Source organism: Silicimonas lutimaris, from assembly GCF_047314965.1.
Classification (GTDB): Bacteria; Pseudomonadota; Alphaproteobacteria; order Rhodobacterales; family Rhodobacteraceae; genus JAVJUV01.
Genome location: NZ_JBLBVK010000051.1, coordinates 122,219 through 145,010, shown reverse-complemented (window position 1 = coordinate 145,010; position 22,792 = coordinate 122,219). Strand labels below are relative to the sequence as shown.

Below are 22,792 nucleotides of genomic sequence, written 5' to 3'. Positions count from 1 at the left end.
ACAAGGAGTGAGAGATGCGTTTTTCCATTCTTCTTGCGGCAGGGCTTTTGACGACCACCCAGGCGGTGGCGCAGGAAAAGCCAGTCCTGACCGTTCTGACCTATGACAGTTTCGTCGCCGACTGGGGGCCGGGCCCTGCCGTCGAGGCGGCTTTCGAGGCAACCTGCGGATGCGATCTGCAATTCGTGGCGGCCGGGGACGGTGCGGCGCTTCTGGCGCGCGTGCGCCTTGAAGGCACGCGCAGCGATGCCGACGTGGTTCTTGGCCTCGACACCAACCTCACCGCCGCCGCCGCCGAGACCGGCCTGTTCGCGGCGCATGACCTCGCAGTCGAGGGTCTCAGCCTGCCCGATGCCTGGGAGGACACGACCTTCCTTCCCTACGACTGGGGCTATTTCGCCTTTGTCCATGACAGCGACTTGGCGGAAGTGCCTTCCGATTTCCGCGCTCTTGGCGACAGCGGGCTATCGATCGTCATCCAGGATCCGCGCTCCTCGACACCCGGTCTCGGCCTGCTTCTCTGGGTCAAGGCGGCGTATGGAGACGACGCGCCGGCGATCTGGGAGAGCCTCTCCGACAATATCGTCACCGTGACGCCGGGCTGGTCCGAAGCCTATGGCCTCTTCCTCGAAGGTGAAGCCGACATGGTTCTCAGCTACACGACCTCACCCGCCTATCACCTTATCGCCGAAGAGGACGCCAGCAAGACCGCCGCCGCATTTGACGAAGGGCACTACATGCAGATTGAAGTTGCGGGCAAACTGGCGTCCACCGACCAGCCGGAACTGGCGGATGCCTTCCTGAAGTTCATGCTGACCGATGACTTCCAGGAGGTCATCCCGACGACCAACTGGATGTATCCCGCCAAAACCCCTGCAAAAGGCCTGCCGGAGGGCTTCGAAACCCTGATCACACCTGGCAAGTCCCTGATCTTCCCGCCGGCGGAAGCAGCAGCCATCCGTGATGAAGCTCTGGAAGAATGGCTGAACGCGCTCAGCCGCTGACCCCATCTGTCTGGGTCGGGATTCTTGCCGCATCCGCGGTCCCGGTCCTGATCCTGCTGACGGGCAGCATGGTTCTCATGACCGCCGAGCCGGGCGAAGGTCCGCGTCCAGCGGACTGGGCGGCGATACGCTTCACGCTTTGGCAGGCGGCTCTGTCGGCGGGCTTCTCCGTCCTTCTTGCCATTCCGGTGGCGCGCGCGCTGGCGCGCCGGCGATTTCCCGGCCGCGGCCTCCTGATCACCCTTCTCGGCGCGCCGTTCCTCCTGCCGGTGATTGTCGCCATCTTCGGCCTTCTCGCCGTGTTCGGACGAAACGGTATCGTCAACGCTGCCCTCGGCTGGCTTGGCCTGCCGCCTGTCTCGATCTACGGGTTGCACGGGGTGGTCCTTGCCCATGTGTTCTTCAACATGCCGCTTGCCACACGCCTGATCCTGCAGGGCTGGATGGCCATACCCGCCGAGCGCTTCCGCCTTGCCGCAAGCCTCGGGATGGGACCGTCTGCTGTCAGTCGGCATCTGGAGTGGCCGATGCTGAAGCAGGTCGTTCCCGGAGCGGCGCTTCTTGTCTTCGTGATCTGCACCACCAGTTTTGCGGTCGCGCTCATTCTCGGCGGCGGGCCGCGCGCCACGACCGTGGAACTGGCAATCTACCAGGCGATCCGGTTCGATTTCGACCTTGGCCGCGCTGCACTCCTGTCGCTTGTCCAACTGCTGATCACCGGTGTTGCGGCGCTTCTTGCGCTCCGCTACGCGGGCATTCCGGGGGTAGGCACCGGGCTTGATCGCCCGGTGCGCCGCTGGGATGCGGACCGGCTGGACTTGCGCCTGATCGACGTCGCGGCCATCGTCGCCGCCACCGCTTTCCTTATCGTCCCAATGGCGATGGTCGCCCTGCGCGGCCTGCCGGCCGTCGCCGGCTTGCCTCCTGTGGTCTGGTCCTCCGCGCTGACGTCGCTTGGCGTTGCCGCCTCCGCGACCGTTCTGGTGACGGCCTCTGCCCTCGTCATCGGCCTTGCGGCGGTCAGGCTCGGCGCGACCGGGCGATACCTCGAGACCGCGGCGCTTCTTGCCGTCGCGGCCTCTCCGCTTGTCGTCGGAACCGGGCTGTTCCTGCTGGTTTTTCCCGCCGCCAACCCGGCCCGGTTTGCGCTTCCCGTCACGGTCCTTGTGAACGCCATGCTGACGCTGCCTTTTGTCCTGCGCGCCTTGATCCCGGCGATCCGGAATGCCGAGGCGGATTATGGCCGCCTGGCCGACAGCCTTGGCCTTTCGGGCTGGGCGCGGCTCCGTCTGGTGATTCTCCCGCGCATCCGCCGCCCCCTGGCCTTCGGTGCTGGCCTGTCCGCCGCGCTGTCGATGGGCGATCTCGGTGTGATCGCCCTGTTCGCCGATCCTGAGACGGCTACGCTGCCGCTACAGGTTTACCGGCTCATGGGAGCCTACCGCATGGAGGATGCGGGCGGCGCTGCAGTTCTCCTGCTGGCGCTGACCTTCGGAGCGTTTTACCTGTTCGATCGGGGGGCTGGCCGCGATGCTGACGCTTGAGAAGATTCTCTTCGAACGGGACGGGTTTTCCCTCACGGCCGACTGCGCCATGGAAGCGCCGGGCCTCGTTGCGGTGATCGGGCCATCCGGCGGAGGGAAGTCGACACTTCTTTCGCTTATCGCCGGCTTCGACCTTCCCGACAGCGGACGGATCCTCTGGCAGGGCCGCGACCTGAAAGACGATCCGCCCGGGAAACGCCCGGTGGCGGTCCTGTTCCAGGACCACAATCTCTTTCCGCATCTGGACGTTCTGACCAATGTGTCGCTTGGGGCCGATCCCTCGGCGCGACCCTCCGAGGAAAGCCGGGCGAGGGCGCGCGACGCCCTCGCACGTGTCGAGCTTGACGGGTTCGAGGCAAGGCGTCCCGCAGAACTGTCCGGTGGTCAGCAAAGCCGGGCCGCGCTGGCGCGTATCCTTCTGACTGACCGTCCCATAGTGCTGATGGACGAAGCGTTCTCGGCGCTGGGTCCGGCGCTCAGGGGCGAAATGCTGGCCCTCGTGCAGGAGCTTCTGTCAGACGCACTGGTCCTTATGGTCACCCATGATCCGCAGGATGCGCTTCAACGGGCGCCCAGGACGATTTTCGTCGAGGATGGCCGTGTCCACCCGCCGATGCCGACGCAGGAGCTTTTCGCCGACCCGCCCGAAGGGCTTTCAAGGTATCTCGCCTAGTCTTCGACCTTGCCCCGAAGCGCCTTGACCTCGCCGCGTTTCTTTTTCTCGGCGACGCGTTTGCGTTTCTGGTTCAGAGATACCCGCGTCGGAATCCGGGACTTCGGCTTTTCGGCCGCCTTTCGGATCAGCTCCGCCAGTCTCTCGCGCGCGATTTCCCTGTTGCGTGCCTGACTGCGCTCCTCGCTCACCTGAAGCACGATGGCGCCTTCCTTTGTCCAGCGCCGCCCGGCCAGACGTTTCAGCCGCCGCTTCACGGGCTCGGGCAGGTTCGGAGACCGCTCGGCCTCGAACCGCAACTCGACCGCCGAAGACACCTTGTTGACGTTCTGGCCACCCGGACCGCCCGAGCGCACGAACTGCTCGGTGATCTCCCAGTCGGCGATCTCGATACTTGGAGTGATCTTCATTGCGAATGCATGGGCCCGAAATCGAAGAAGGGTCGCCTGCCGTGGCGACCCTTCCGAGTTTCTCAGAGATGGGCCAGTTAGGGAACTGAATGCCCAATCAGGAGTGTTCTGTCCTCGGGTCTGCCCTCAGACGACGGCCCCCCTGACTGTTCCGACACCTCTCTCCAATATCACTCTAGACACTGGACCACCTCCTTTCATTGCGTTGCCGATATCTTGAGGTTGGCACAGATTTTGTGTCTGTCAAATTAATTTACGCAATCGTTGTGGTCATGCGCTTCACGATAAGGCGAAATGGCACCAAAGCGATCAAAGCAAGGGCAAGTTTCACACCCCAGTCAGCGACGGCTAGGGAAACCCATAGCGGGACGATCGGGCCTGCGCCCAGAAGGGGCAGGGCTTCTCCGGCCCAGGAAACGTCGTTCGCCGGTTCGATCCAAGACAGCGATGCCGAAAACGCGATGGTGAAGAATAGCGCCGTATCGACTGCCGATCCCACCAGCGTCGAGACGAGAGGCGCGCGCCACCAGTTGCCCTCGCGCAAACGATCGAAGATCGACACGTCCAGCATCTGCGCGGTAAGGAAGGCCAGCCCGGAGCCAAGCGCGATGCGCCACGTCACCAGGGGGCCGAACTCGCCCATGATCTGCGTACCGACGACCGAACAGGCGACGCCGGTCAGGAAGCCGGCAAAGACGACCTTTCGGGCAACCGAAGCTCCATAGACGCGATTCATCACGTCGGTGACCAGAAACGCCAGTGGATAGGTGAAAGCGCCCCACGTCAGCCATTGGCCGAAGAGGAACTGGACGAGGATGTTGGAGGCCACGACGATAGTGGCCATGGCAAGGATGCCGGGAAGAATGCGGGTCATGTCATGGTTCCGTTTTGACAAGGTGGCCGGAGACTTGGTCCCGTCACGGGACGCGGCGCTCTAACGCTCCTGCGTCACTCGGTCAAGCGGAACTCGACGAATTGCGCCGGCTCATTCTCTTCCCCGTTGTTGTCCGAGACGAGTGTCAGGCGAAGTCCCGAGTTATCCCGCCAGACCGCGATCCCTTCGAGGTTCAGGTACTCACCCCGCTCGCCCGTCCAGAGAACCCGGTCCTCGCTTCCGTCAAGGCGCACCCTGCGAATGCGGTTCTGCCACCAAAGCCCAACAACCAGCTTGCGCTCCAGGATGTAGAGGTCGCCATTTTCGTCGAAATCCGCCCCGACGATCGCAAAAAGATCGTTTTCGGGCAGGTATCCGTCAATCGTCCAGGTATCGCCGTCGAGCCGATAGATCGGGAAGCCTGCATTCAGGGGCTTCTCCGAGAAAGCATACAAAATGCCGTCCGGTGACAGGGCCACCGCTTCAAGCTCCCAGTTGTCCGCCAGATCGTAGAAGGTCGGGTGATCCTTGATCCACTGAGGAACGGCGTGCAAGCCGCCCTCGTAGCGTGAAACGCGCGCCCACCGCTCGAACGAAACCCAGGCCGTCCCGTCAGGCGCGATCGCCAGGCCTTCCGCGTCCGACCAGTCCCCGACCCGACGCGCACTGACAGGATACCCGTTCTGACCGTAAAGCGCCTCGAGCCGGTCGAGCTCGATGTCGACGATGACCTCTCCATCCCGCTCGAAGCGGCCCGTCATCCAGAAGCCGCGATCCCCGACCGCGTGAAAACGGCTGCCGTCCTCGGAAACCTCAAGCCCGGACAGTCCGACGATCAGATCCGTGTCCCAGTCATAGCGGCCGATCGGAACGAGTTCTTCCGCGAATACCTGCTGAGCACCTGCCGCGAGGATCAGCGCGACAAGACTTGCGCGCATTGCTTCGGCAAATCGGCCAGAACGTACTCGCGGCGTGGTTTCGGAGGCGGTGCATTCGGGTCCGGAGGCGGCGGGTTGAGGATGTCCTGCACCCATTTTTCCGCGTCCGCACACCCATCCCCGGCTGGCGGCTCCGACTGGTTTTCGCAGCCTCGCGTACCCCGCGGACAGGTCAGCCTCACATGAAAATGATAGTGATGCCCCCACCAGGGACGGATCTTTCTCAGCCAGCTCCGGTCACCTTTCTCATCCTTGCACATCTGCACCTTGGCGCCGGGGAAAACAAAAATCCGGGCGACGGCAGGATCCTTTGCCGCCTGTTTCAAAATGCGATGATGCGCAATGCTCCAATTCCCGTTCACATAGGCGCCGTTTGCCCGGCGCATAGAGACGGACGAGATCTTTTCCCGCTCCGAACGCGTAAGGTTCAGATTCCCTGCAGGCAACATCCATATATCGACATCGAGGCCCAACTGATGGCTGCTGTGCCCGCTCAGCATCGGTCCGCCCCGCGGCTGAGAGATGTCCCCGATGTACAGCCCGTTCCAGCCCGGCTGCGTTGCGGCAAAGCTTGAAAGCCGCTCGATGAACTCGATCGTTTCCGGGTGTCCCCAGTTCCGGTTCCGGCTCAGCCGCATGGCCTGCCAGGTGGGCCCGGTCTCGGGTAATTGCTCGGCTCCGGCCAGACACCCCTTGGCGTAACCGCCAAGAGGCGCGGGCTTGTGCGGCGAAGCCGTGCGCTCCGATCCGAAAAGCTCTTTCGCCAGAGGTTGGCTAAACGCTGGCGTACAGGCCAGCACTGCCGCAGTCAAAGCGGCTGCTATCAGACGCAGGTTCATTCTTCTGCTCGATCTCCGTCCGGTTTCACCCAGAATAGCAGAACCAGCCCCAAAAGAAACAAAAGGATCAGCGGCGCCACTCCAAGTCGGACACTGTCGGTCGCGACCGTGACGGCGCCGATCAGCATCGGCGCCAGAAAAGCAGTGGCGCGCCCGGACAAGCCATAAAGACCAAAGCTTTCCGTCGGCCTCTCGGGATCCGCGTGGCGCACCATCAGCGACCGGCTGGCGGCTTGCAGGATTCCGCCGAGACCGCCGATGAACACGCCGCAGACCAGAAAGACGACGTCGGGAAGGGACGAGCCCGGCGCGATAGGGACACCTGCGATCGAGACAGGCGTCATCGACAGGATCAGCGCGCAGACCGTCGATAGCCCAATGATGCATCCCACGATCACCGGCTTGGGGCCGAATGTCCTGTCGAGGCGACCGCCGAGGAACGAGAAGGCGGCGGCGGCAATCACGCTGATCACGCCGAAAACGCCCACCTTCGCGATCTCCCAGCCCAGCACCAGTGTGGCATAGGTGCCTCCGAAACCGTAAAGCCCGTTCAGCGCATCACGGTACAACATCGATCCGCCCAGATAGGCAGCAAGGCTGCGCCGTTCCGCGACGGATTTGAGTGACCGGCCAAGGCCCGCCATGGCGTCGGCCATGGTGCCGTGCGTCGGCGGCGGGGCGACTTCCCGGACCCAGAGGAAATAGGGGACCATGAAGATGGCGAACCAGAGTGCGACGAAGGGTCCGACGAAGCGCGTGCCCTCGCGCGCCTCGGGATCGAGGCCGAAAACGGGTTCCAGACCCGCGACGGTCAGCCCGTTCGGCTGTTCGACCAGGAGAACAAGTGCGATGATCAGCGAAACCAGCCCGCCGAGATAACCGAACGCGAAGCCCGAGCCCGAGATGCGCCCGATTTCCTTTCTCGGTCCCAGCGTCGGAAGCTGGGCGTTGGTGAAGATCAACGCGTATTCGGCGCCGATGAAACCCAGCCCGAAGAAGATCAACGCCCACCCCAGGTTCGACCCGTCCGGCATGACCCACCAAAGGCCGGTGGCGCCGGTGGCGCACATGACTGAGAACCCCACGACCCACGGCATGCGCCGGCCGGCGGTATCGGCCAGCGCACCCAGCAGGGGCGCTCCGAAACCGATCATCAGGCCCGTGGCGAGAAGCCCGAACGACCACATCCCCTGCGCGTCGGCCTTGGCGACCTCTTCGGCCAGACCCTGTTCCCGAAAGGCGTTCTGGGCAACGGATACGAAATACGGGCCGAAGATGAAGGTGACGAGAAGCGTGTGATAAGGCTGGCTTGCCCAGTCGAAAAAGTACCAGCCCCAAAGTCTCTTTCGTGTCACGCGGCTGATCCCCTGTCGCCCGTGCACACTAAGACAGCCACAGTGGCCAAGGGCAATGGTCAACGCCGTTCCGGTGGCCACGTCCGCTGGATTTCTGCATCCCGCCAGTGGAGAATCCACTCCGGCAGGGGCGGGCTTTCCGCCGGCATCCCAAGCGCCTGGGCCGCCTCGGCCGTCGGGATGATCCCCTTGCCGCCGGTGATCGCCGTCCGCAGCACGGCATGGGCCATGCAGGTCTCTCCGCGCCAGAAGGACTGTTCGAAATAGGTGAACCGTTCGTCCCAACCCGTCACGCGTGTCCGCATCTCCAGTTTCTGGAACACGGTGATGCGCTTGCGGTACCGGATCGCCGTGCCCGCGACCGTGCCGTACCAGCCCTTGCGCTTCAGCGTGTCCAGAATGCCCATGCGCCGGAACAGCCCAAGACGTCCGATGTCGAACAGGGTCAGAACCCGGCCGTTGTTCAGCTCCAGGAACACGTCCAGATCCCAGGGCCAGACGATCAGCGAGGTGACATGGTCATGGCCGACCGCGACCGTGCCGGCCCTGCGCGTCGACCAATACTCTTTCGCAGCTCGGATCGCGGGATACATGGCGGCACCTCCTGGGTGCGGTGCTTTCGATGAAAATGCCCCGTGCTTCAAGCACGACGCTGCGGCAGCTTGGACTTGCACTGCGGGCCTCCCGGGCTTAGGTCGATGCACAGCAAAAAATACGGATCGGCAGAGCATGATCACCATTCTGAAAATTCTTCAGCTTCTCTTGGACGTGGCCTTCTTCATCATGCTGGTCCATATCGTCATGAGCTGGCTGATCAACTTCAACGTTCTGAACCTGCGTCAGCCGATCGTCGCCCAGATCTGGGACGGGCTGAACAGGCTGCTGGAGCCGATCTATACGCCCATTCGCCGGATGCTGCCGAACACGGGCGCGCTCGATCTCGCGCCGCTGGTCCTGTTCATCATCATCATCATCCTGCGCGACATCGTGATCCCCGATCTCGCGCGTGCCGTCCTGATGTGATCCTCTCCCGCGCGATCTGTTCCGTCTGACACAGCGCCTTCGGCTTGTTCACGCCCCGTTCACGTGCGAAGGTATAGCCAACAAGAGCAGGCGACATAATCGAGGCACTTCATGGACGGGTCGCAGCCGACCGCCCAATCCCTTCTGTCCGACATCTTCGGGTTCAACGCGTTCCGCCCTATGCAGGCCGATATCGTCGATGCGGTGTCCGGCGGCGAAGACGTATTGGCGATCCTGCCCACCGGCGGAGGCAAGTCGCTGTGCTTCCAGTTGCCGGCGCTGCTGCGTCCCGGTGTAACGGTGGTGATCTCCCCCCTGATCGCGCTGATGCGCGATCAGGTGCGTGCGTTGCGCGAAGCGGGGGTCGCGGCGGGTGCCCTGACCTCCGGAAATACGGATGACGAGACAAACGCCGTTTTCGACGCTCTGCACCGGGGCGAACTCAAGCTCCTCTACATGGCGCCCGAGCGTCTGGCGTCCGGTGGCACAGAGCGGCTGCTGAACCAGGCCGGCGTGACGCTGATCGCCGTTGACGAGGCCCATTGCGTCAGCCAGTGGGGCCATGATTTCCGGCCTGACTACCTGCGGATCGGGGCGCTCCGCCGCGCGCTTGACGTGCCGCTGGCGGCCTTCACCGCCACGGCGGATGCCGAGACCCGGGACGAGATCGTCCAGCGTCTGTTCGGCGGCGGCGCGCCGCGTATCTTTCTCGGGGGCTTCGACCGCCCGAACATCCATCTGGCCTTCGAACCCAAGAACAAGCCTCGCGACCAGATCCTGGCCTTTGCCGCCGCGCGAAAGGGGCAATCCGGCATCGTCTACACCGGCACCCGCGCCAAGACCGAAACGCTCGCCCGCGCGCTGGTCGAGGCGGGTCACGAGGCGCTGGCCTATCACGGCGGCATGGAAGCCGATCAGCGCCGCGAGGTCGAGCGCCGATTCCAGACCGATGACGGGCTGATCGTCTGCGCGACCGTGGCCTTCGGCATGGGCATCGACAAGCCCGACATCCGCTGGGTCGCCCACGCGGACCTGCCGAAATCCATCGAAGCCTACTACCAGGAAGTGGGCCGCGCGGGGCGTGACGGCGCTCCGGCCGAGACTCTGACGCTCTACGGCGCCGACGATATCCGGTTTCGCCGAATGCAGATCGACGAAAGCCTCGCGCCACCCGAACGCCGCATGGCCGATCACGGCCGTCTGAACGCGCTTCTCGGCCTTGCCGAGGCGCAGTTTTGCCGCCGCCAGACCCTGCTGGCCTACTTCGGCGAAACCATCGAGCCCTGCGGCAAGTGCGATCTCTGCGACAACCCGCCCGAGACCTTTGACGGCACCGAAGCGGTCATGAAGGCCCTGTCAGCGGTCCTGCGGACCGGCGAAAGCTTTGGTGCCGGGCACCTGACGGATATTCTCGTCGGCACGGCCACCGACAAGGTGTGCCAGCGCGGCCATGATGCGCTGCCCACCTTCGGTGTGGGGCAGGACATCGATCGCCGCCAATGGGCCGCGATCTTTCGCCAGATGATGGGGTTCGACCTCGTGCGACCAGACCCCGAGCGTCACGGCGCACTGCGCATGACCGAGCGGGCGCGACCGGTCCTGCGCGGCGAGCAGGCCATCACTCTGCGCCGTGACACTCTTGTCGCCGCCGCCGCGCGCCGCCCCTCTGCCCGGGCGCTTGTTTCGGAAGAAGACGCTCCTCTTCTCTCTGCCCTGAAGGCCAAGCGCCGCGCGCTGGCCGAAGCCGCCCGCGTTCCGGCCTATGTCATCTTCAACGACCGCACGCTGATCGAGATGGCCGAAAAGCGGCCGAATACGCTGGACGAGATGGCGGCGATCGGTGGTGTCGGCGCCAAGAAGCTTGAACGCTACGGCGCGGCTTTTCTCGAGGTCATCTCGGGCGAGGCGGCCGCACCCGCGCACCCGGCGCGCCGCAAGCTGGCGGGCCGTGCCGCTGGCGCGGTTTACGACCGCCTGCTGGCCGCGCAGGCCCGGCTTCAGCGCGGCGAAGACGGCACCGGAAAACCGATGAGCTGCTCCGCCGCGCTGCTGGCCAAGGTCGCGGCGCTTGGGCCGGATGCACGCGAACAACTGGACCGCATCCTTGGCGATCGTCTTGCCGACCGGTTCGGCGACGCCTTTGCCGAGGTGCTGGCCGAGGGCTGATTGTCGCGTCTGCGGGTGCTGGACGCGCCGCCGCGACATGCTAGTTGGGGAGGTCAAGGAAAAGGGGGACCGAAATGCTTCTCGTCGTATCACCTGCCAAACGCCTGGACTGGTCCGAGCGGCCGTTCGCCACCACTGATCCCGCCTTCACGGACGAGGCCGCCCGCCTTGCCGCTCACGCGCGTCAACTGACGCTTGGCAAGCTCAAGTCTCTGATGGACCTGTCCGATGACCTGGCGAAATTGAACCGCGACCGCTTTCGTGACTTCAGCGAGACGCCCGCCCCCGAAGCGACCCGCCCGGCGCTCTATGCCTTCGCCGGGGACACGTTCCAGGGATTTGACGCCGCATCTCTCGATGACGAGGGCCGCGAACGGGCCCAGACCTACATGCGCATCCTGTCCGGCCTTTACGGCGTCCTGCGCCCGATGGACGCGATCCAGCCCTACCGGCTGGAAATGGGCAGCCGTCTCAAGACACGCCGGGGCAACAATCTCTACGATTTCTGGGGCGACAGCATCGCCCGCGCCCTGAACGAGGCCGCCGAGGAGGCGGGCACGGATATCCTCGTGAATTGCGCCAGCCAGGAATACTTCGGCGCGGTCGATATGAAGGCGCTGAAGTTGCGGGTGGTCACGCCGGGCTTCTACGAAGTGAAGAACGGTACACCCAAGATCGTCAGCTTCTTCGCAAAGAAGGCGCGCGGCGCCATGGCGCGCTTCATCGTCGAAAACCGGGTCACGACCGAAGAGGGACTGCGCGATTTTGATCTTGGCGGGTACCGTTTCGTCGAAGCCAGCGAAGACGGGGCACACCTGACCTTCCATCGCGATGCCGAGGCCGCCGAGCGTGCCGCGTAAAGGCTAACCTGTCGCCGCGATATCGTGGGCCGGTTCAGGGTTTTGGACATGATCATCCGCAACGGCGGCGATATGCGCGATCAGTTGTGCTTTCTTGACCGGTTTTGACAGGTAGTGGTCGATCCCGGCGTCAAGGATTTCCTCCGCATCGCCCTCCATCGCATGCGCGGTGATCGCTATGATCGGACAGCGTACCAGTCCCTCTGAGGCTTCCAGCATCCTGATCCGGCGCGCCGCCTCCTTTCCGTCCATCTTCGGCATCGAGATGTCGGTGAAAAGGATGTCGGGCTGGCGCCACTGGTACTGATCCAACGCATCCTTTCCGTTCTCGGCAAAGGCCAGATCGATATTCATGTGCTTCAGCATCTTCTCGATGACCAGCCGGTTCGTCCGGTTGTCCTCGGCGACCAGCACGCGCAGGCGCCGAAGTGGAGATGTCACCGGCAACCCCCAGCCGTCGTCCGCTTCCGATGTTGGTATAGGTCCGGCCTGCGTATCGACGATTTCAGCGCCGACATGCTCCTCCGCCACTGGGGCGAACATGCCCGTCCCGATTGCGTTGTGAAACTCAGACGCATCCGTCGGTACGGAAATTTTCCCGCCGACGAATGCCACGTCGGCTTTCGGTTCCGGGATCGAGCGAAGGCAGTTGCTCAGCCCTGCGCGCAAAACCGGCCGTTGCAGTACCACATCATACGGCAAGCTGCCCCGCGCCTGACCTGTCGGAGCTGTGGCCAGCAGGATCATGGCAGCGGGGGTGAACCTGTCTCGCACAACTCTGGCCGCGACCCGCTCATCGCCGCCCAGAACCGATGGATCCAGGAAGATCAGGTCGGCTGGGCCTGCCCGGTGCAGCGCCAGTTCCTCGATCGACGAGACCGGGACCGGCCGCAGTCCCATCAGGTTCAGTTGCTTCTCGATGATCGAGCGGTTCAGGCCCTCGCTTTCCATGACGAACGCCCTGTTCATCCAGGCCGGAGCTGCGATATCGTCTCCTTCGACCTGCTCGACCGATTGCATTGTAACCGTGAACCCGAAGCCAGACCCGTCGCCTTCGCTGGAATCGACCCAGATCTCGCCACCCATCAATTCGACCAGCCGCTTGGTTATGGCAAGGCCAAGCCCGGTGCCGTCATGTGTCCGGTCCCTGTCGTTCTCGACCTGGTGGAACTCGCGGAAGATATCCTCCAGCTTGTCCTTGGGTATCCCGATGCCGGTGTCCTCCACGGTCACATGGACGCGGTATACCTCGTTGTTTTCGCCCGGCAGGCCTACTACTCGGATCACCACGTGGCCCGTCTCGGTGAACTTGATGGCATTGCCCACGAGATTGGTCAGAACCTGTCGCACACGCCCGGCATCGCCGATGTAGGTGGTGGGCATGAACAGGTCATAGTCCACCGCCAGCTGCAGACCCTTGTCATAGGCACCGGGACCAAGAAGCGTGACCACCTCGTGGATGCACCGCTCCAGATCGAAGGGCTTGGTCTTGAAGCTGATCTTCTCGGCCTCGATCTTGGAGTAGTCCAGCACATCGTTGATGATCACCAAAAGCGCTTCGCCCGAGGACCGGATCGTGTCGATGAAGACGCGCTGCTCTTCTTCCAGAGGCGTCTCCGCCAGCATGTCGGCCATGCCAATGATTCCGTTCATCGGCGTCCGTATCTCGTGGCTCATGTTCGCCAGAAAGGCAGACTTTGCCCGGTTCGCGGTCTCGGCCCTCTGTCGCGCGTCCTGCAACTGCTGCTCGCGCGCGATCTGATCGGTGATGTTCAACGCAAGGGTGACAAGGTCGCCGTCGCGGGTGCGCCGGTCGATCAGCTTGACGTACTGCCCGTTCCAGATCTTCAGCACGGAGGATTCGATGCGTGGCGCCTGCAAACGCTTCAGCATCTTGGCCTGCCAGTCGCCCGCTTTCAGACCGCCGGTGTCAACGATGCCCTCTTCGGCCAGAAGCAGCAGAAGCTCGGTCATCGCGATGCCCGGCCGCACCATCTCCAGCCCGTCGAAAATGGCAAGGAAGGCGCGGTTTGCGGCGATCAGAACGTCACCGGGATCGAAGACGGCAAACCCGTCCCGGATGGTTTCCAGAGAGTCCCAGAGACGCCGTTCGGCGATCATGATCGCGCTTTCGGCATGCGCAAGGCGCTGCTGCGCCGTATCGAACCGTGCCCGAAACTCGGCCGCTTCGTGCCGGGCGGTGACAAGGCCCTCCTGCGTCGTCGCGATTTCCTTCGACAGCGAGCGGGCATGTATCGAAAGTTTCTGGTTGGCCTCGTAAAGCTCGGTCCTGTTCTGCTCCAGCAACCGTTCGGCGGCCAGTCGCGCGCGCCGCTCGGCGGCAAGCTGTTCGGCAAAATCCATTTAGAGGCGCTCCGGATGAACCAGCGCCTTATGGCCAGTATGAGGTAAATGGTGCGTTAAGAAACGGACGCCTCTCAGGCGTCGAAGCGGCCCTGCTCGGTGTTCTTGTTCAACTGTCCGGCCTCGAAGACGCGGCCGTTCATCACGCCATAGATACCTTCGGGCAGGGTCTGCGCGGCAATGATCGCGCCGCCCAGGTTGAAGGGACCGTCCGAAAAGCTCAGAGAGTGCGGCCGCATCGCGCCGGTCAAGACCACCGTCTTGCCGCTGACGCGCCGGGCCAGCCAGCGCGCGCTTTCGCCCATGGTGCCGGTTCCGTGGGTCACCACGATGGCGGTTTCCTCCGCCGCCAGCACGGCAGCGGTGATCGCATCCCGGTCCGTATCGTCGAAGTCGAGACTGTCCTTCAGCATGATCCGTTCGACCTTCGGAAAATCGCAGCGTCCGATCGACAGGATCTCGGGGATATGCGTAGACTGATCCTTGGCAAAGGCCAGCCCTTCGGTCATCGGGTCGTGCACCTTGTCGATGGTGCCGCCCGTCACGATGATACGCACGTCTTTCATGAAGCCTCCCCTGTTTTCGGGCACCCGCGATCTTCGCGGATGCCCGGCGTTGCGGTCATGTTCGAAGCACCGACCGGAGCCTCGGCGTTACACCCGCTCGATGGCCAGCGCGATGCCCTGTCCGCCGCCGATGCACATGGTGATCAGCGCCTTCGAGCCGCCGGTCCTCTCCAGTTCGTAAATCGCCTTGACCGCGAGGATCGCGCCCGTGGCGCCCACGGGATGTCCCAGCGCGATGGCGCCGCCGTTCGGATTGACTTTGGCCGGATCGAGGCCAAGCCCCTTGTTCACCGCGAGTGCCTGGGCTGCAAAAGCCTCGTTCGACTCGATCACGTCGAAATCGCCAACCGACAGTCCGGTCCGGGCCAACAGGTTCTCGACTGCGGGAACTGGGCCGATCCCCATGACCTCGGGCCGGACACCGGCATGGGCATAACCCAAGACGCGCGCGCGGGGCGTCAGACCTGCCGCTTCGGCGGCTTCCGCCGTCGCCAGAGCCAGCGCGGCGGCACCGTCGTTGATCCCGCTGGCATTGCCTGCGGTCACGGTTCCGTCCTTTTGGAACACCGCGCGCAGACCGGCCAGCTTGTCCAGCGAGGTTGCCTTCGGATGTTCGTCCGTGTCGAAGGGAACCATGTCGCGCTTCACGCGCACCTCGACCGGAACGATCTGGTCCTTGAACCGGCCCTCGGCGATCGCCTTCGCCGCCCGTTCCTGGCTCTCCATGGCAAAGGCGTCCTGCGCTTCGCGGCTGATGTCGTGCTCCGCGGCGACATTCTCGGCGGTCACACCCATGTGCCCGGTGCCGAAGGGGCAGTTCAGTGCGCCCAGCATCATGTCCGCGCCTGATGTGTCGCCCATCTTCTGCCCCCAGCGGGCGGCCGGAAGGATATAGGGAGACCGGCTCATGCTTTCCGCGCCGCCGGCCAGACCGAACTCTGCGTCGCCCATCGCCAGCGACTGGATCACGCTGACGATCGCCTGCGCGCCCGATCCGCAGAGCCGGTTGACGTTCATCGCCGGCGTCGTATCCGGGATACCGGCTTCCATGGCGGCCACCCGGCTCAGGTACATGTCGCGCGGCTCGGTGTTGATGACATGCCCATAGGCAACATGACCGATCTGGCCGCCGTCCAGGCCTGCGCGCTCCAGCGCCGCCCGTGCGACGGTCGCAGCAAGCGTGATCGGCGCGGTGTCCGCCAGCGATCCCCCAAAGGTTCCGATCGCTGTGCGTGCGCCCGAAAGTATGACGATGTCTTTCATGCCTATTCCTTCCAAAATCTGCTAATCGTGGACAAAGCCACAAATCTGGCCGACCTTCCAGTTGCAAAGCCCGAGCCGGCGCGCTTTGACGCGGGTTTCGCCTGCAAGTCCGGTTGGCAGGATGGCCGGTCGGACCGCTTGCACGTCGGGCACTGTTCGGGCGATGCTGGACCTGCTCGGAGCGGAGTACACCATGGCCGATTTCGAATCTCATCTCGACGCGACGCTCGCCGACATCGAGGCGCAGGGCCTGATGAAGCGCGAGCGACAGATCACCTCTCCGCAGGGCGCGCACATCCGTGTCGGGGATCGCGAGATGCTGAACTTATGCGCCAACAACTACCTCGGTCTCGCCGATCATCCTCGCCTGATCGCGGCGGCAAAGGCGGCGATGGATGACCACGGCTTCGGCATGGCCTCGGTGCGGTTCATCTGCGGAACGCAGGACCTCCACCGTCAGTTGGAAACCGAATTGGCGCGCTTCCTCGGCATGGACGACTCGATCCTCTTCGCCGCCTGCTTCGACGCCAATGGCGGCGTGTTCGAGCCGATTCTTGGACCCGAAGACGCCATCGTCTCGGACGCGCTCAATCACGCGTCGATCATCGACGGTATCCGACTCTGCAAGGCAAAGCGCTATCGCTATGCGAACAGCGACATGGACGATCTCGAGGCGCAACTGAAGCAAGCCCGCGCAGACGGCGCCCGCTTCGTCATGATCGCAACTGATGGTGTCTTCTCGATGGACGGGTATCTCGCGAAGCTGAGGGACATCCGGTCGCTGGCCGACCGCTATGACGCGCTGATCATGGTCGACGACTGCCATGCCACCGGCTTCATGGGGCCAAAGGGTGCCGGCACCCCGGCCCACGCGGGAGTGAAGGTCGATATCCTGACCGGCACCCTCGGCAAGGCGATGGGCGGTGCCATCGGAGGCTATGTCGCCGCCAGCCGGCGCATCGTCGATCTCCTGCGCCAGCGCGCGCGGCCCTATCTCTTCTCGAACGCCCTGCCGCCCATGGTGACCGCCGCCGGGATCGAGGCGATCCGGCTGGTCGAGGAAGGCGACAGCCTCCGCGCCCGGCTTTTCGGAAACACCGCCTACTGGCGGGGCAAGCTGGAAGCGGCGGGTTTCGATCTTCTGCCCGGCGAACACCCGATCGTGCCCGTCATGCTGGGCGACGCGCGCCTTGCGCAGGACATGGCCGCAGCCCTCGACAAACTCGGAGTCTACGTGGCGGGGTTCTTCTTCCCCGTGGTCCCCAGGGGGCAGGCTCGAATCCGGACCCAGATGAACGCGGCCCTGACGAAAGACGACCTCGACCATGCTGCTTCCGCCTTCGCCGAGGCCGGCCGCGAAACAGGTGCAATTTGACCGAAAACCAGCTTCTTCTTTTCCCAAATACTCCTGGGGGAGCGCAGCGGGGGGCGGAGCCCCCCTCCATCAGGGACATCACGCGATGACCAACGAAATGAAAGCTCTCGCCAAGACCGCGCCCGCGCCGGGCCTCGACATGATCCGCGCGCCGGTGCCGGAGATCGGCCCGGACGACGTGCTCATCAAGATCAACAAGACCGGCATCTGCGGCACCGATATCCATATCTGGGACTGGGACGACTGGGCGGCGCGCACTGTGCCCGTCCCCCTGATTACCGGCCATGAATTCGCGGGCGAGATCGTCGAACTGGGCAAGAACGTCGACGATCTGCACCTCGGCCAGCGAGTCTCGGGCGAAGGACACCTGATCGGCAAGCACTCGCGCCAGTCCCGCTCCGGCAAGTTCCACCTCGATCCGGAAACGCGCGGCATCGGCGTGAACGAGCAGGGCGCCTTCGCCGAATACCTGCGCCTGCCCGCCTTCAATGCCGTCCCCTTGCCCGACGCCATCGACGACGAGATCGGCGCGATCCTCGATCCACTTGGCAACGCGGTCCACACGGCACTCAGCTTCGACCTCGTGGGCGAGGATGTACTGATCACCGGGGCGGGCCCCATCGGCATCATGGCCGCCGCCGTCGCCCAGCATGTGGGTGCGCGCCACGTGGTCATCACCGACGTGAACCAGGCGCGCCTCGATCTTGCCGAGAAGGTGACCGAGGTCGTCCCGGTCAACGTGGCGACCGAGGATCTCAAGGACGTCATGGCGCGGCTGAAGATGAAGGAGGGCTTCGACGTGGGCCTCGAGATGTCGGGCAACCAGCGCGCTCTTGACCAGATGGTCGAAGCCCTCGTCATGGGCGGCCGCATCGCGCTCCTTGGCATCCCGCCAGGCAAATCGCCTGTCGACTGGTCCCGCATCGTCTTCAAGGCGATCACGATCAAGGGCGTCTATGGCCGCGAGATCTTCGAGACCTGGTACAAGATGATCGCCATGCTGGAAGACGGGCTCGATATCCGTCGCGTCATCACCCACCGGATGCACGTCGACGACTACCGCAAGGGCTTCGAGATCATGAAGTCCGGCCTGTCCGGCAAGATCGTTCTGGACTGGACCTAGCCTTCGTATCCCCTTGGCAGCGCCGGCTCGCCTTCGTTCAGCCATGCCAGTTCCTCGAACACTGTCTCGCGGAACCAACGATGTGCGGGATTTGAAGACGAGGTCGCTTTCCAGACCATGATCAATAGGACAAGCGTCACCTTGATCGGCGGACGATAGACGTCGAGACCAACCCGGTCCGCGACCTTTTCCGCCAGCTTCGTCGGCAGAAGCGCGACGAGGTCGCTCTCCGACACCGCGTGATAGATGGACGAGAAATAGGGCATCGACATCACCACGCGCCGGTCGCGTCCCATCGCCCTTAGCGTTTCGTCGCTCAGCGTCTCCAGTCGTCCCTCGGGTGACATGACGATGTGACCGAGATCGCAAAACAGGTCCAAAGGGACTTCCTCGCCGGGCCTTACCCCCGCGCGCGCCAACCGGGGATGCCCCTTGCGGGCAACAAAGACAAAACTGGCCCAGGCGAAGGGCCGCCAGTGGAAGCGCTCGGGAATGTCGCCGATCTTTGGCATCAGGGCGATATCGACCCCGTGGGTCTCGATCGACTCGATATAGGCCTCCGTTACCAGGTCCACGAGAATGGTCTTCACGCCCGGCGCCTCATGCGACAGCCGGTCGGCAAGGCGCGGCATCATCAGTTCCGCAAAGAAGTCGGTGCCCGAAAGCCGGAACACGTCCCTCGACAGGGCGGGATCGAAGTTCGGTACGGTCAGGGTCTGTTCGATCTTCTCCAGAAGCGCGCGAACATCGGGCGCGATCCTGCGCGCGAAGTCGGTAGGCTCCAGCCCGCTGCCGCTTCGGATGAACAGGGGATCGCCAAGCGCCCCGCGCAGCCGGCCAAGCGCCGACGAAACGGCTGGCTGCGACAAGCCGATCCGCTGCCCGGCGCGCACCGTCGAGCCTTCTTCGAGAAGCGCGTCCAGCACGCGGAGCAGGTTCAGGTCGAAGCTTTGTAAATTCATTCTGTCAATATGAATAATACAATCAATCGATTTAACAAATTCAATTATCCATGGCAGGTTCCAAACGCGTCCGGAAGGTCACAACAAACTGAAACTAAAGGAAAGAACGGCTCTGGCCAAACAGGAAAGGTTTGCCCGATGAAGGATACTCTCAGCCGCGAAACGCTGCACTGGAACGGTACCACCTATCGCACGATCCTCGATGCGTCCGAAACCGGGGGCGCGATGTCGATCTTCGATAGCGTCTCGCCACCCCGTAGCGGCCCACCCCGCCATGTCCACGACGCGGAGGATGAAACCTTCATCATCCTCTCGGGCGAAGTCGAGCTTTGGATGGAGGGCGAAAGCTTCACCCGCGGGCCCGGCGAAACCGCCTTTATCCCGCGCGGAGCCGAGCATACGTTTCGCGTGATTTCCGATCATCCCTGCCGCCACCTCGTCATTCTCACGCCGGGCGGGTTCGACGCCTTTTTCACAGAAATGGCTGAAGGCGGTTACGCGATCCCCGCAGATATGGCCCAGATCGTCGAGATCGCCGCGCGCCACAACCTGCGCTTCACCGGCCCGCCGCTTTGACACCGGAAACCAAGGAGGACCATCCCATGAAAGGTATCGCATTCGCCTTCTTCGCAACCGCCACCCTTGCCGTCACCCTCGGCATGGGATGGGGCATCCAGATGTCCGCAAGCGGCGACCACAGCCTGTCGGCGGCCCACGCCCATCTCAACCTCGTCGGGTGGACGACGATGGCGCTCTTCGGCATCTACTACGCGATGACCCCGCAGGCGGCGCGGGGCACGCTTCCGAAGGTGCATTACGCGATTGCACTGGCCGGCCTCGTTGCCATGGTGCCGGGCATCGTGATGGCCGTGACAGGGCAGGGTGAGGCGCTGGCCAAGATCGGATCGGTTTTGACGATCCTGTCGATCCTGATCTTTCTCTTCTCGGTCCTGCGCCACGGCTTCGGCGCAAGTCAGCCCGCCTAGAGGCGTCCGGCAAAAGCGCAACGCGCCGGGACATCCGTCCCGGCGTTATCGCTTTATTCTCGTCAAGCCGCCGGACCATGGCTAGGTACGCCGGCAGGCAAACGCGGAGACCCCATGAGCGACCTCATTTTCTGGATCGTCGTCCTTGTCGTCCTGTTCATCCTGTTCCGCTGGCTGCAGAACCGGAAGAAATAGAATGCAAGGCGCCCGGGAGCCGGAACAGGCACCCGCGAGCAGTCGGGCGATGGCGCACGGAACGGCGTGCCCCGGGTTAAGGAAGACCGGTTTCGCCGAAAAAGCAGGTGGTCAAACCGGGCGTTCATTGCTTTGATTTGAGAGAGATTCTCTGACGGCCAAAAAACGCGGGTCTGCTGCGCTCAGTGTGGCTCGGCGACCTTGGATAGGACGTGAAATGACTGTGGACACAAAAAGTGAGTGGCATGCTGATCCTTTGATCTGGGGGCACGGACCAAGTCTGTTCGAAGTCTTTCTGGAACCCACTTGCCCGTTCTCCAAGATCGCATTCGGAAAACTGGACAATCTTCTGGATCGCGCTGGCCGAGACAGGATCACCGTCCGCATCTGGCTTCATTCGCAGCCGTGGCACCTTTTTTCAGGTATCGTGACCCGCTCTGTCATCGCTGCTTCGACCGCGCCGGAAGGGAAGGAAGCCGCAAGGAAAGTGCTGGCAGCCGTGTTCGCCGCACGCGAGGAGTTCGAGTTCGAGGATCATTGCTCGGGTCCGAACCTCGATACCTCTCCCAACCAGCTGATCGCGAGGATGGAAGCGGCAAGCGGCATCGATCTGGCCGACAGGTTTCGGATCGCGGGCCTTGATCGGATCGTCAAGCAGCACACCCGCTACGCACGGCAGAACGGGATCCATGTCTCGCCGAGCTTCATGGTCGACGGATTGGTGAACGACAGGATGTCGAGCGGGGACAGTGTCGATGACTGGGCGCGGATGATCGGCGTCTAGCCATCGACCAGACGGCTTCCGGCGTCTGGCCTAGACGCCCGACTGCCACTCCATCACGCTTTCCAGCGGCCAGAGCAGCATCAGCACGTTCAGCGCCAGCCCGTCCCGGATCACGATGCCCGTGCCGATCTCGAAGGCCAGGGCCAGAGCGATGCTGGCCCAAACCGGCAGCACCCGCGCCAGCCAGAACCCAAGCAACATGGCCAGCACATCCATTACCGAGTTCAGAACGCTGTCGCCAAAGTAATCCAGGCTGATCGTCACTGACCGATAGCGCTCGATGATCGCTTCCGAGTTCTCGATGATCTCCCAGACACACTCGATGGTCGTCGCAATGGCAAGCCGCCAGCCCACGGGTACACGCCGGGCGACCAGCCAGAGACCGGCATAGAACAGAAGACCGTGGATGATGTGGCTGGGCGTGTACCAGTCGGCGATGTGCTGACTGTTCTCGCTCGACATGGTCTCGCCGTGCCACAGCTTTATGGTGCCGCAGGTGCAGATCGGAACCCGCCCGATCCACAAAAGCCAGCTGGCCGTCAGAAGGATCAGAAACCCGGTCAGGACATATGGCGTATGGCTGCGCTGCATGTCGCGAACGCAATCATGCGGAAAGGCATCTGTCCATCAGCTGTGGCAGCCGGGCGGCGCATTGCCGAAATGCGTACCCGGAAAGCTACTCTTTGTTGGGACGGATCCGTGCGGCGGTCTTGTTGGCGAAGGCCTCCAGGCGTTCCCGCGCGGCGGGCTGCGTGTTGACCACGCCGGCCACCACGGCCTCGGCATAGGCCGCGTCCAGACCCGACATGTTCTGCATATGGCTGATCGCCGAGCAGATGGCGAAGTTCGTCAGCGGCAGGTTCGCCGCCGCGTGCCGCGCCAGTTCCTTGGCCTTGTCCATGCTGGAGCCTTCGACAAGGTACTGCGCCAGCCCGATGTCGATGGCTTGCTGCCCCTGGTAGACCCGCCCCGTCAGCATCATGTCGATCATCCGCGCCTTTCCCACCAGGTCGGCGACCCGGATCGTCGCACCCCCGCCGGTGAAAATCCCGCGCTGACCCTCGGGCAGGGCGAAATAGGTCGTCTGGTCGGCCACGCGGATGTGCGCCGCGCTGGCCAGTTCCAGCCCTCCGCCCACAACCGCGCCATGCAGGGCCGCAATCACCGGCACGCCGCCATATTCCATCTTGTTGAAGGCCTCGTGCCAGCGCAGGCACAATTGCCAGAACTCGGCCGGCGAGCGGTCGGCCTCGTGATGCTCGACAAGATCGAGCCCTGCGCAGAAATGGTTGCCGGCCCCCGCCAGAACGATGGCCCGCGCCCCGTTGCGATGCGCGTTCGAGAACAGGTCCACCAGTTCCTCGACACCGGCCGCGTTCAGCGCGTTGCGTTTCTCGGGACGGTTCAGGGTGACGATCAAGACCCCATCTTCCTCCTCGGCGACGGCAAGTGTCTCGAAGCGGTTGAAATCGCGGGTCGTCATCAGGC

General features: G+C 63.6%; 23 protein-coding genes. 11 read left to right on the top strand and 12 right to left on the bottom strand.

Going from position 1 to position 22,792, the window contains the following annotated elements:
• The first annotated feature begins 14 nt into the window (after positions 1-14).
• Genes thiB through ACKLNI_RS12975 form a run of 3 tightly spaced genes read left to right on the top strand, consistent with a single transcriptional unit; the run spans position 15 to position 3,221 of the window.
• Complete coding sequence (thiB, locus tag ACKLNI_RS12985; RefSeq protein ID WP_413719500.1) at positions 15-1,004, top strand: thiamine ABC transporter substrate binding subunit; 990 nt, start codon at positions 15-17, stop codon at positions 1,002-1,004.
• Positions 980-2,548 (top strand): thiamine/thiamine pyrophosphate ABC transporter permease ThiP, encoded by a 1,569-nt coding sequence (locus ACKLNI_RS12980; protein WP_413719499.1) that lies wholly within the window; start codon positions 980-982, stop codon positions 2,546-2,548. The genes thiB and ACKLNI_RS12980 overlap by 25 nt, the downstream gene beginning before the upstream one ends.
• A complete protein-coding gene (locus tag ACKLNI_RS12975) occupies positions 2,535-3,221 on the top strand; it encodes a thiamine ABC transporter ATP-binding protein (protein ID WP_413719498.1) in 687 nt (228 codons plus the stop codon). Before ACKLNI_RS12980 ends, ACKLNI_RS12975 begins: the two co-directional genes overlap by 14 nt.
• Here ACKLNI_RS12975 and arfB read toward each other — a convergent pair.
• The 6 genes from arfB to ACKLNI_RS12945 all read right to left on the bottom strand — a co-directional run bounded on the left by arfB (position 3,218) and on the right by ACKLNI_RS12945 (position 8,230).
• Positions 3,218-3,631 carry an alternative ribosome rescue aminoacyl-tRNA hydrolase ArfB gene (gene arfB / locus ACKLNI_RS12970; protein ID WP_413719497.1) on the bottom strand — a complete coding sequence of 138 codons (414 nt, stop codon included), beginning with the start codon at positions 3,629-3,631 and terminating at the stop codon, positions 3,218-3,220. The two genes, ACKLNI_RS12975 and arfB, sit on opposite strands and share 4 nt — an antisense overlap.
• 253 nt (positions 3,632-3,884) lie before the next feature.
• The gene (locus tag ACKLNI_RS12965) at positions 3,885-4,505 is read right to left on the bottom strand and encodes a queuosine precursor transporter (protein ID WP_413719496.1); all 621 of its coding nucleotides are present in this window, start codon (positions 4,503-4,505) and stop codon (positions 3,885-3,887) included.
• Positions 4,506-4,579: 74 nt separating this feature from the next.
• Complete coding sequence (locus ACKLNI_RS12960) at positions 4,580-5,443, bottom strand: esterase-like activity of phytase family protein (RefSeq protein ID WP_413719495.1); 864 nt, start codon at positions 5,441-5,443, stop codon at positions 4,580-4,582.
• Complete coding sequence (gene mepA / locus ACKLNI_RS12955; protein ID WP_413719494.1) at positions 5,419-6,282, bottom strand: penicillin-insensitive murein endopeptidase; 864 nt, start codon at positions 6,280-6,282, stop codon at positions 5,419-5,421. The genes ACKLNI_RS12960 and mepA overlap by 25 nt, the downstream gene beginning before the upstream one ends.
• Positions 6,279-7,646 carry an MFS transporter gene (locus ACKLNI_RS12950; RefSeq protein ID WP_413719551.1) on the bottom strand — a complete coding sequence of 456 codons (1,368 nt, stop codon included), beginning with the start codon at positions 7,644-7,646 and terminating at the stop codon, positions 6,279-6,281. The genes mepA and ACKLNI_RS12950 overlap by 4 nt, the downstream gene beginning before the upstream one ends.
• A 50-nt stretch (positions 7,647-7,696) precedes the next feature.
• Positions 7,697-8,230, bottom strand: a complete 534-nt coding sequence (locus tag ACKLNI_RS12945) for an acyl-CoA thioesterase (RefSeq protein WP_413719493.1) — start codon at positions 8,228-8,230, stop codon at positions 7,697-7,699.
• A gap of 136 nt (positions 8,231-8,366) precedes the next feature.
• Between ACKLNI_RS12945 and ACKLNI_RS12940 the strand changes: the two genes are divergently transcribed.
• From ACKLNI_RS12940 to yaaA, 3 genes are all read left to right on the top strand, one after another.
• Positions 8,367-8,660, top strand: coding sequence for a YggT family protein (locus tag ACKLNI_RS12940; RefSeq protein WP_413719492.1), 294 nt, complete (start codon positions 8,367-8,369; stop codon positions 8,658-8,660).
• Positions 8,661-8,771: 111 nt separating this feature from the next.
• The gene (gene recQ / locus ACKLNI_RS12935; protein ID WP_413719491.1) at positions 8,772-10,826 is read left to right on the top strand and encodes a DNA helicase RecQ; all 2,055 of its coding nucleotides are present in this window, start codon (positions 8,772-8,774) and stop codon (positions 10,824-10,826) included.
• A gap of 74 nt (positions 10,827-10,900) precedes the next feature.
• Positions 10,901-11,686 carry a peroxide stress protein YaaA gene (gene yaaA / locus ACKLNI_RS12930; RefSeq protein WP_413719490.1) on the top strand — a complete coding sequence of 262 codons (786 nt, stop codon included), beginning with the start codon at positions 10,901-10,903 and terminating at the stop codon, positions 11,684-11,686.
• Between the two features lie 3 nt (positions 11,687-11,689).
• Here yaaA and ACKLNI_RS12925 read toward each other — a convergent pair whose 3' ends face one another.
• The 3 genes from ACKLNI_RS12925 to ACKLNI_RS12915 form a co-directional block, all read right to left on the bottom strand.
• Positions 11,690-14,050 (bottom strand): ATP-binding protein, encoded by a 2,361-nt coding sequence (locus ACKLNI_RS12925; RefSeq protein ID WP_413719489.1) that lies wholly within the window; start codon positions 14,048-14,050, stop codon positions 11,690-11,692.
• Positions 14,051-14,124: 74 nt separating this feature from the next.
• Positions 14,125-14,616 carry an asparaginase domain-containing protein gene (locus ACKLNI_RS12920; protein ID WP_413719488.1) on the bottom strand — a complete coding sequence of 164 codons (492 nt, stop codon included), beginning with the start codon at positions 14,614-14,616 and terminating at the stop codon, positions 14,125-14,127.
• Between the two features lie 87 nt (positions 14,617-14,703).
• Positions 14,704-15,879 (bottom strand): acetyl-CoA C-acyltransferase family protein, encoded by a 1,176-nt coding sequence (locus tag ACKLNI_RS12915; protein ID WP_413719487.1) that lies wholly within the window; start codon positions 15,877-15,879, stop codon positions 14,704-14,706.
• Between the two features lie 193 nt (positions 15,880-16,072).
• Here ACKLNI_RS12915 and ACKLNI_RS12910 point away from each other — a divergent pair, with 193 nt between their 5' ends.
• A complete protein-coding gene (locus tag ACKLNI_RS12910) occupies positions 16,073-17,254 on the top strand; it encodes a glycine C-acetyltransferase (RefSeq protein WP_413719550.1) in 1,182 nt (393 codons plus the stop codon).
• An 85-nt stretch (positions 17,255-17,339) separates the two neighbouring features.
• Entirely contained in the window at positions 17,340-18,377 is a 1,038-nt protein-coding gene (gene tdh, locus ACKLNI_RS12905; protein ID WP_413719486.1) for an L-threonine 3-dehydrogenase, read from the top strand.
• Here the strand turns inward: tdh and ACKLNI_RS12900 are convergent.
• Positions 18,374-19,339, bottom strand: coding sequence for a LysR family transcriptional regulator (locus tag ACKLNI_RS12900; protein ID WP_413719485.1), 966 nt, complete (start codon positions 19,337-19,339; stop codon positions 18,374-18,376). The two genes, tdh and ACKLNI_RS12900, sit on opposite strands and share 4 nt — an antisense overlap.
• A gap of 138 nt (positions 19,340-19,477) precedes the next feature.
• On the opposite strand from ACKLNI_RS12900, the gene ACKLNI_RS12895 reads away from it, so the two are divergent.
• The 3 genes from ACKLNI_RS12895 (at position 19,478) to ACKLNI_RS12885 (ending at position 21,304) form a co-directional block, all read left to right on the top strand.
• Positions 19,478-19,915 (top strand): cupin domain-containing protein, encoded by a 438-nt coding sequence (locus ACKLNI_RS12895; protein WP_413719484.1) that lies wholly within the window; start codon positions 19,478-19,480, stop codon positions 19,913-19,915.
• Positions 19,916-19,941: 26 nt separating this feature from the next.
• The gene (locus ACKLNI_RS12890) at positions 19,942-20,325 is read left to right on the top strand and encodes a hypothetical protein (protein WP_413719483.1); all 384 of its coding nucleotides are present in this window, start codon (positions 19,942-19,944) and stop codon (positions 20,323-20,325) included.
• 412 nt (positions 20,326-20,737) lie between these two features.
• Positions 20,738-21,304 (top strand): DsbA family protein, encoded by a 567-nt coding sequence (locus ACKLNI_RS12885; protein ID WP_413719482.1) that lies wholly within the window; start codon positions 20,738-20,740, stop codon positions 21,302-21,304.
• A gap of 30 nt (positions 21,305-21,334) precedes the next feature.
• Here the strand turns inward: ACKLNI_RS12885 and ACKLNI_RS12880 are convergent, their stop codons facing one another.
• Both ACKLNI_RS12880 and ACKLNI_RS12875 read right to left on the bottom strand, forming a co-directional pair.
• Positions 21,335-21,895 (bottom strand): DUF2585 domain-containing protein, encoded by a 561-nt coding sequence (locus ACKLNI_RS12880; protein ID WP_413719481.1) that lies wholly within the window; start codon positions 21,893-21,895, stop codon positions 21,335-21,337.
• 85 nt (positions 21,896-21,980) lie between these two features.
• A complete protein-coding gene (locus ACKLNI_RS12875; protein ID WP_413719480.1) occupies positions 21,981-22,787 on the bottom strand; it encodes a crotonase/enoyl-CoA hydratase family protein in 807 nt (268 codons plus the stop codon).
• Positions 22,788-22,792: the final 5 nt, after the last annotated feature.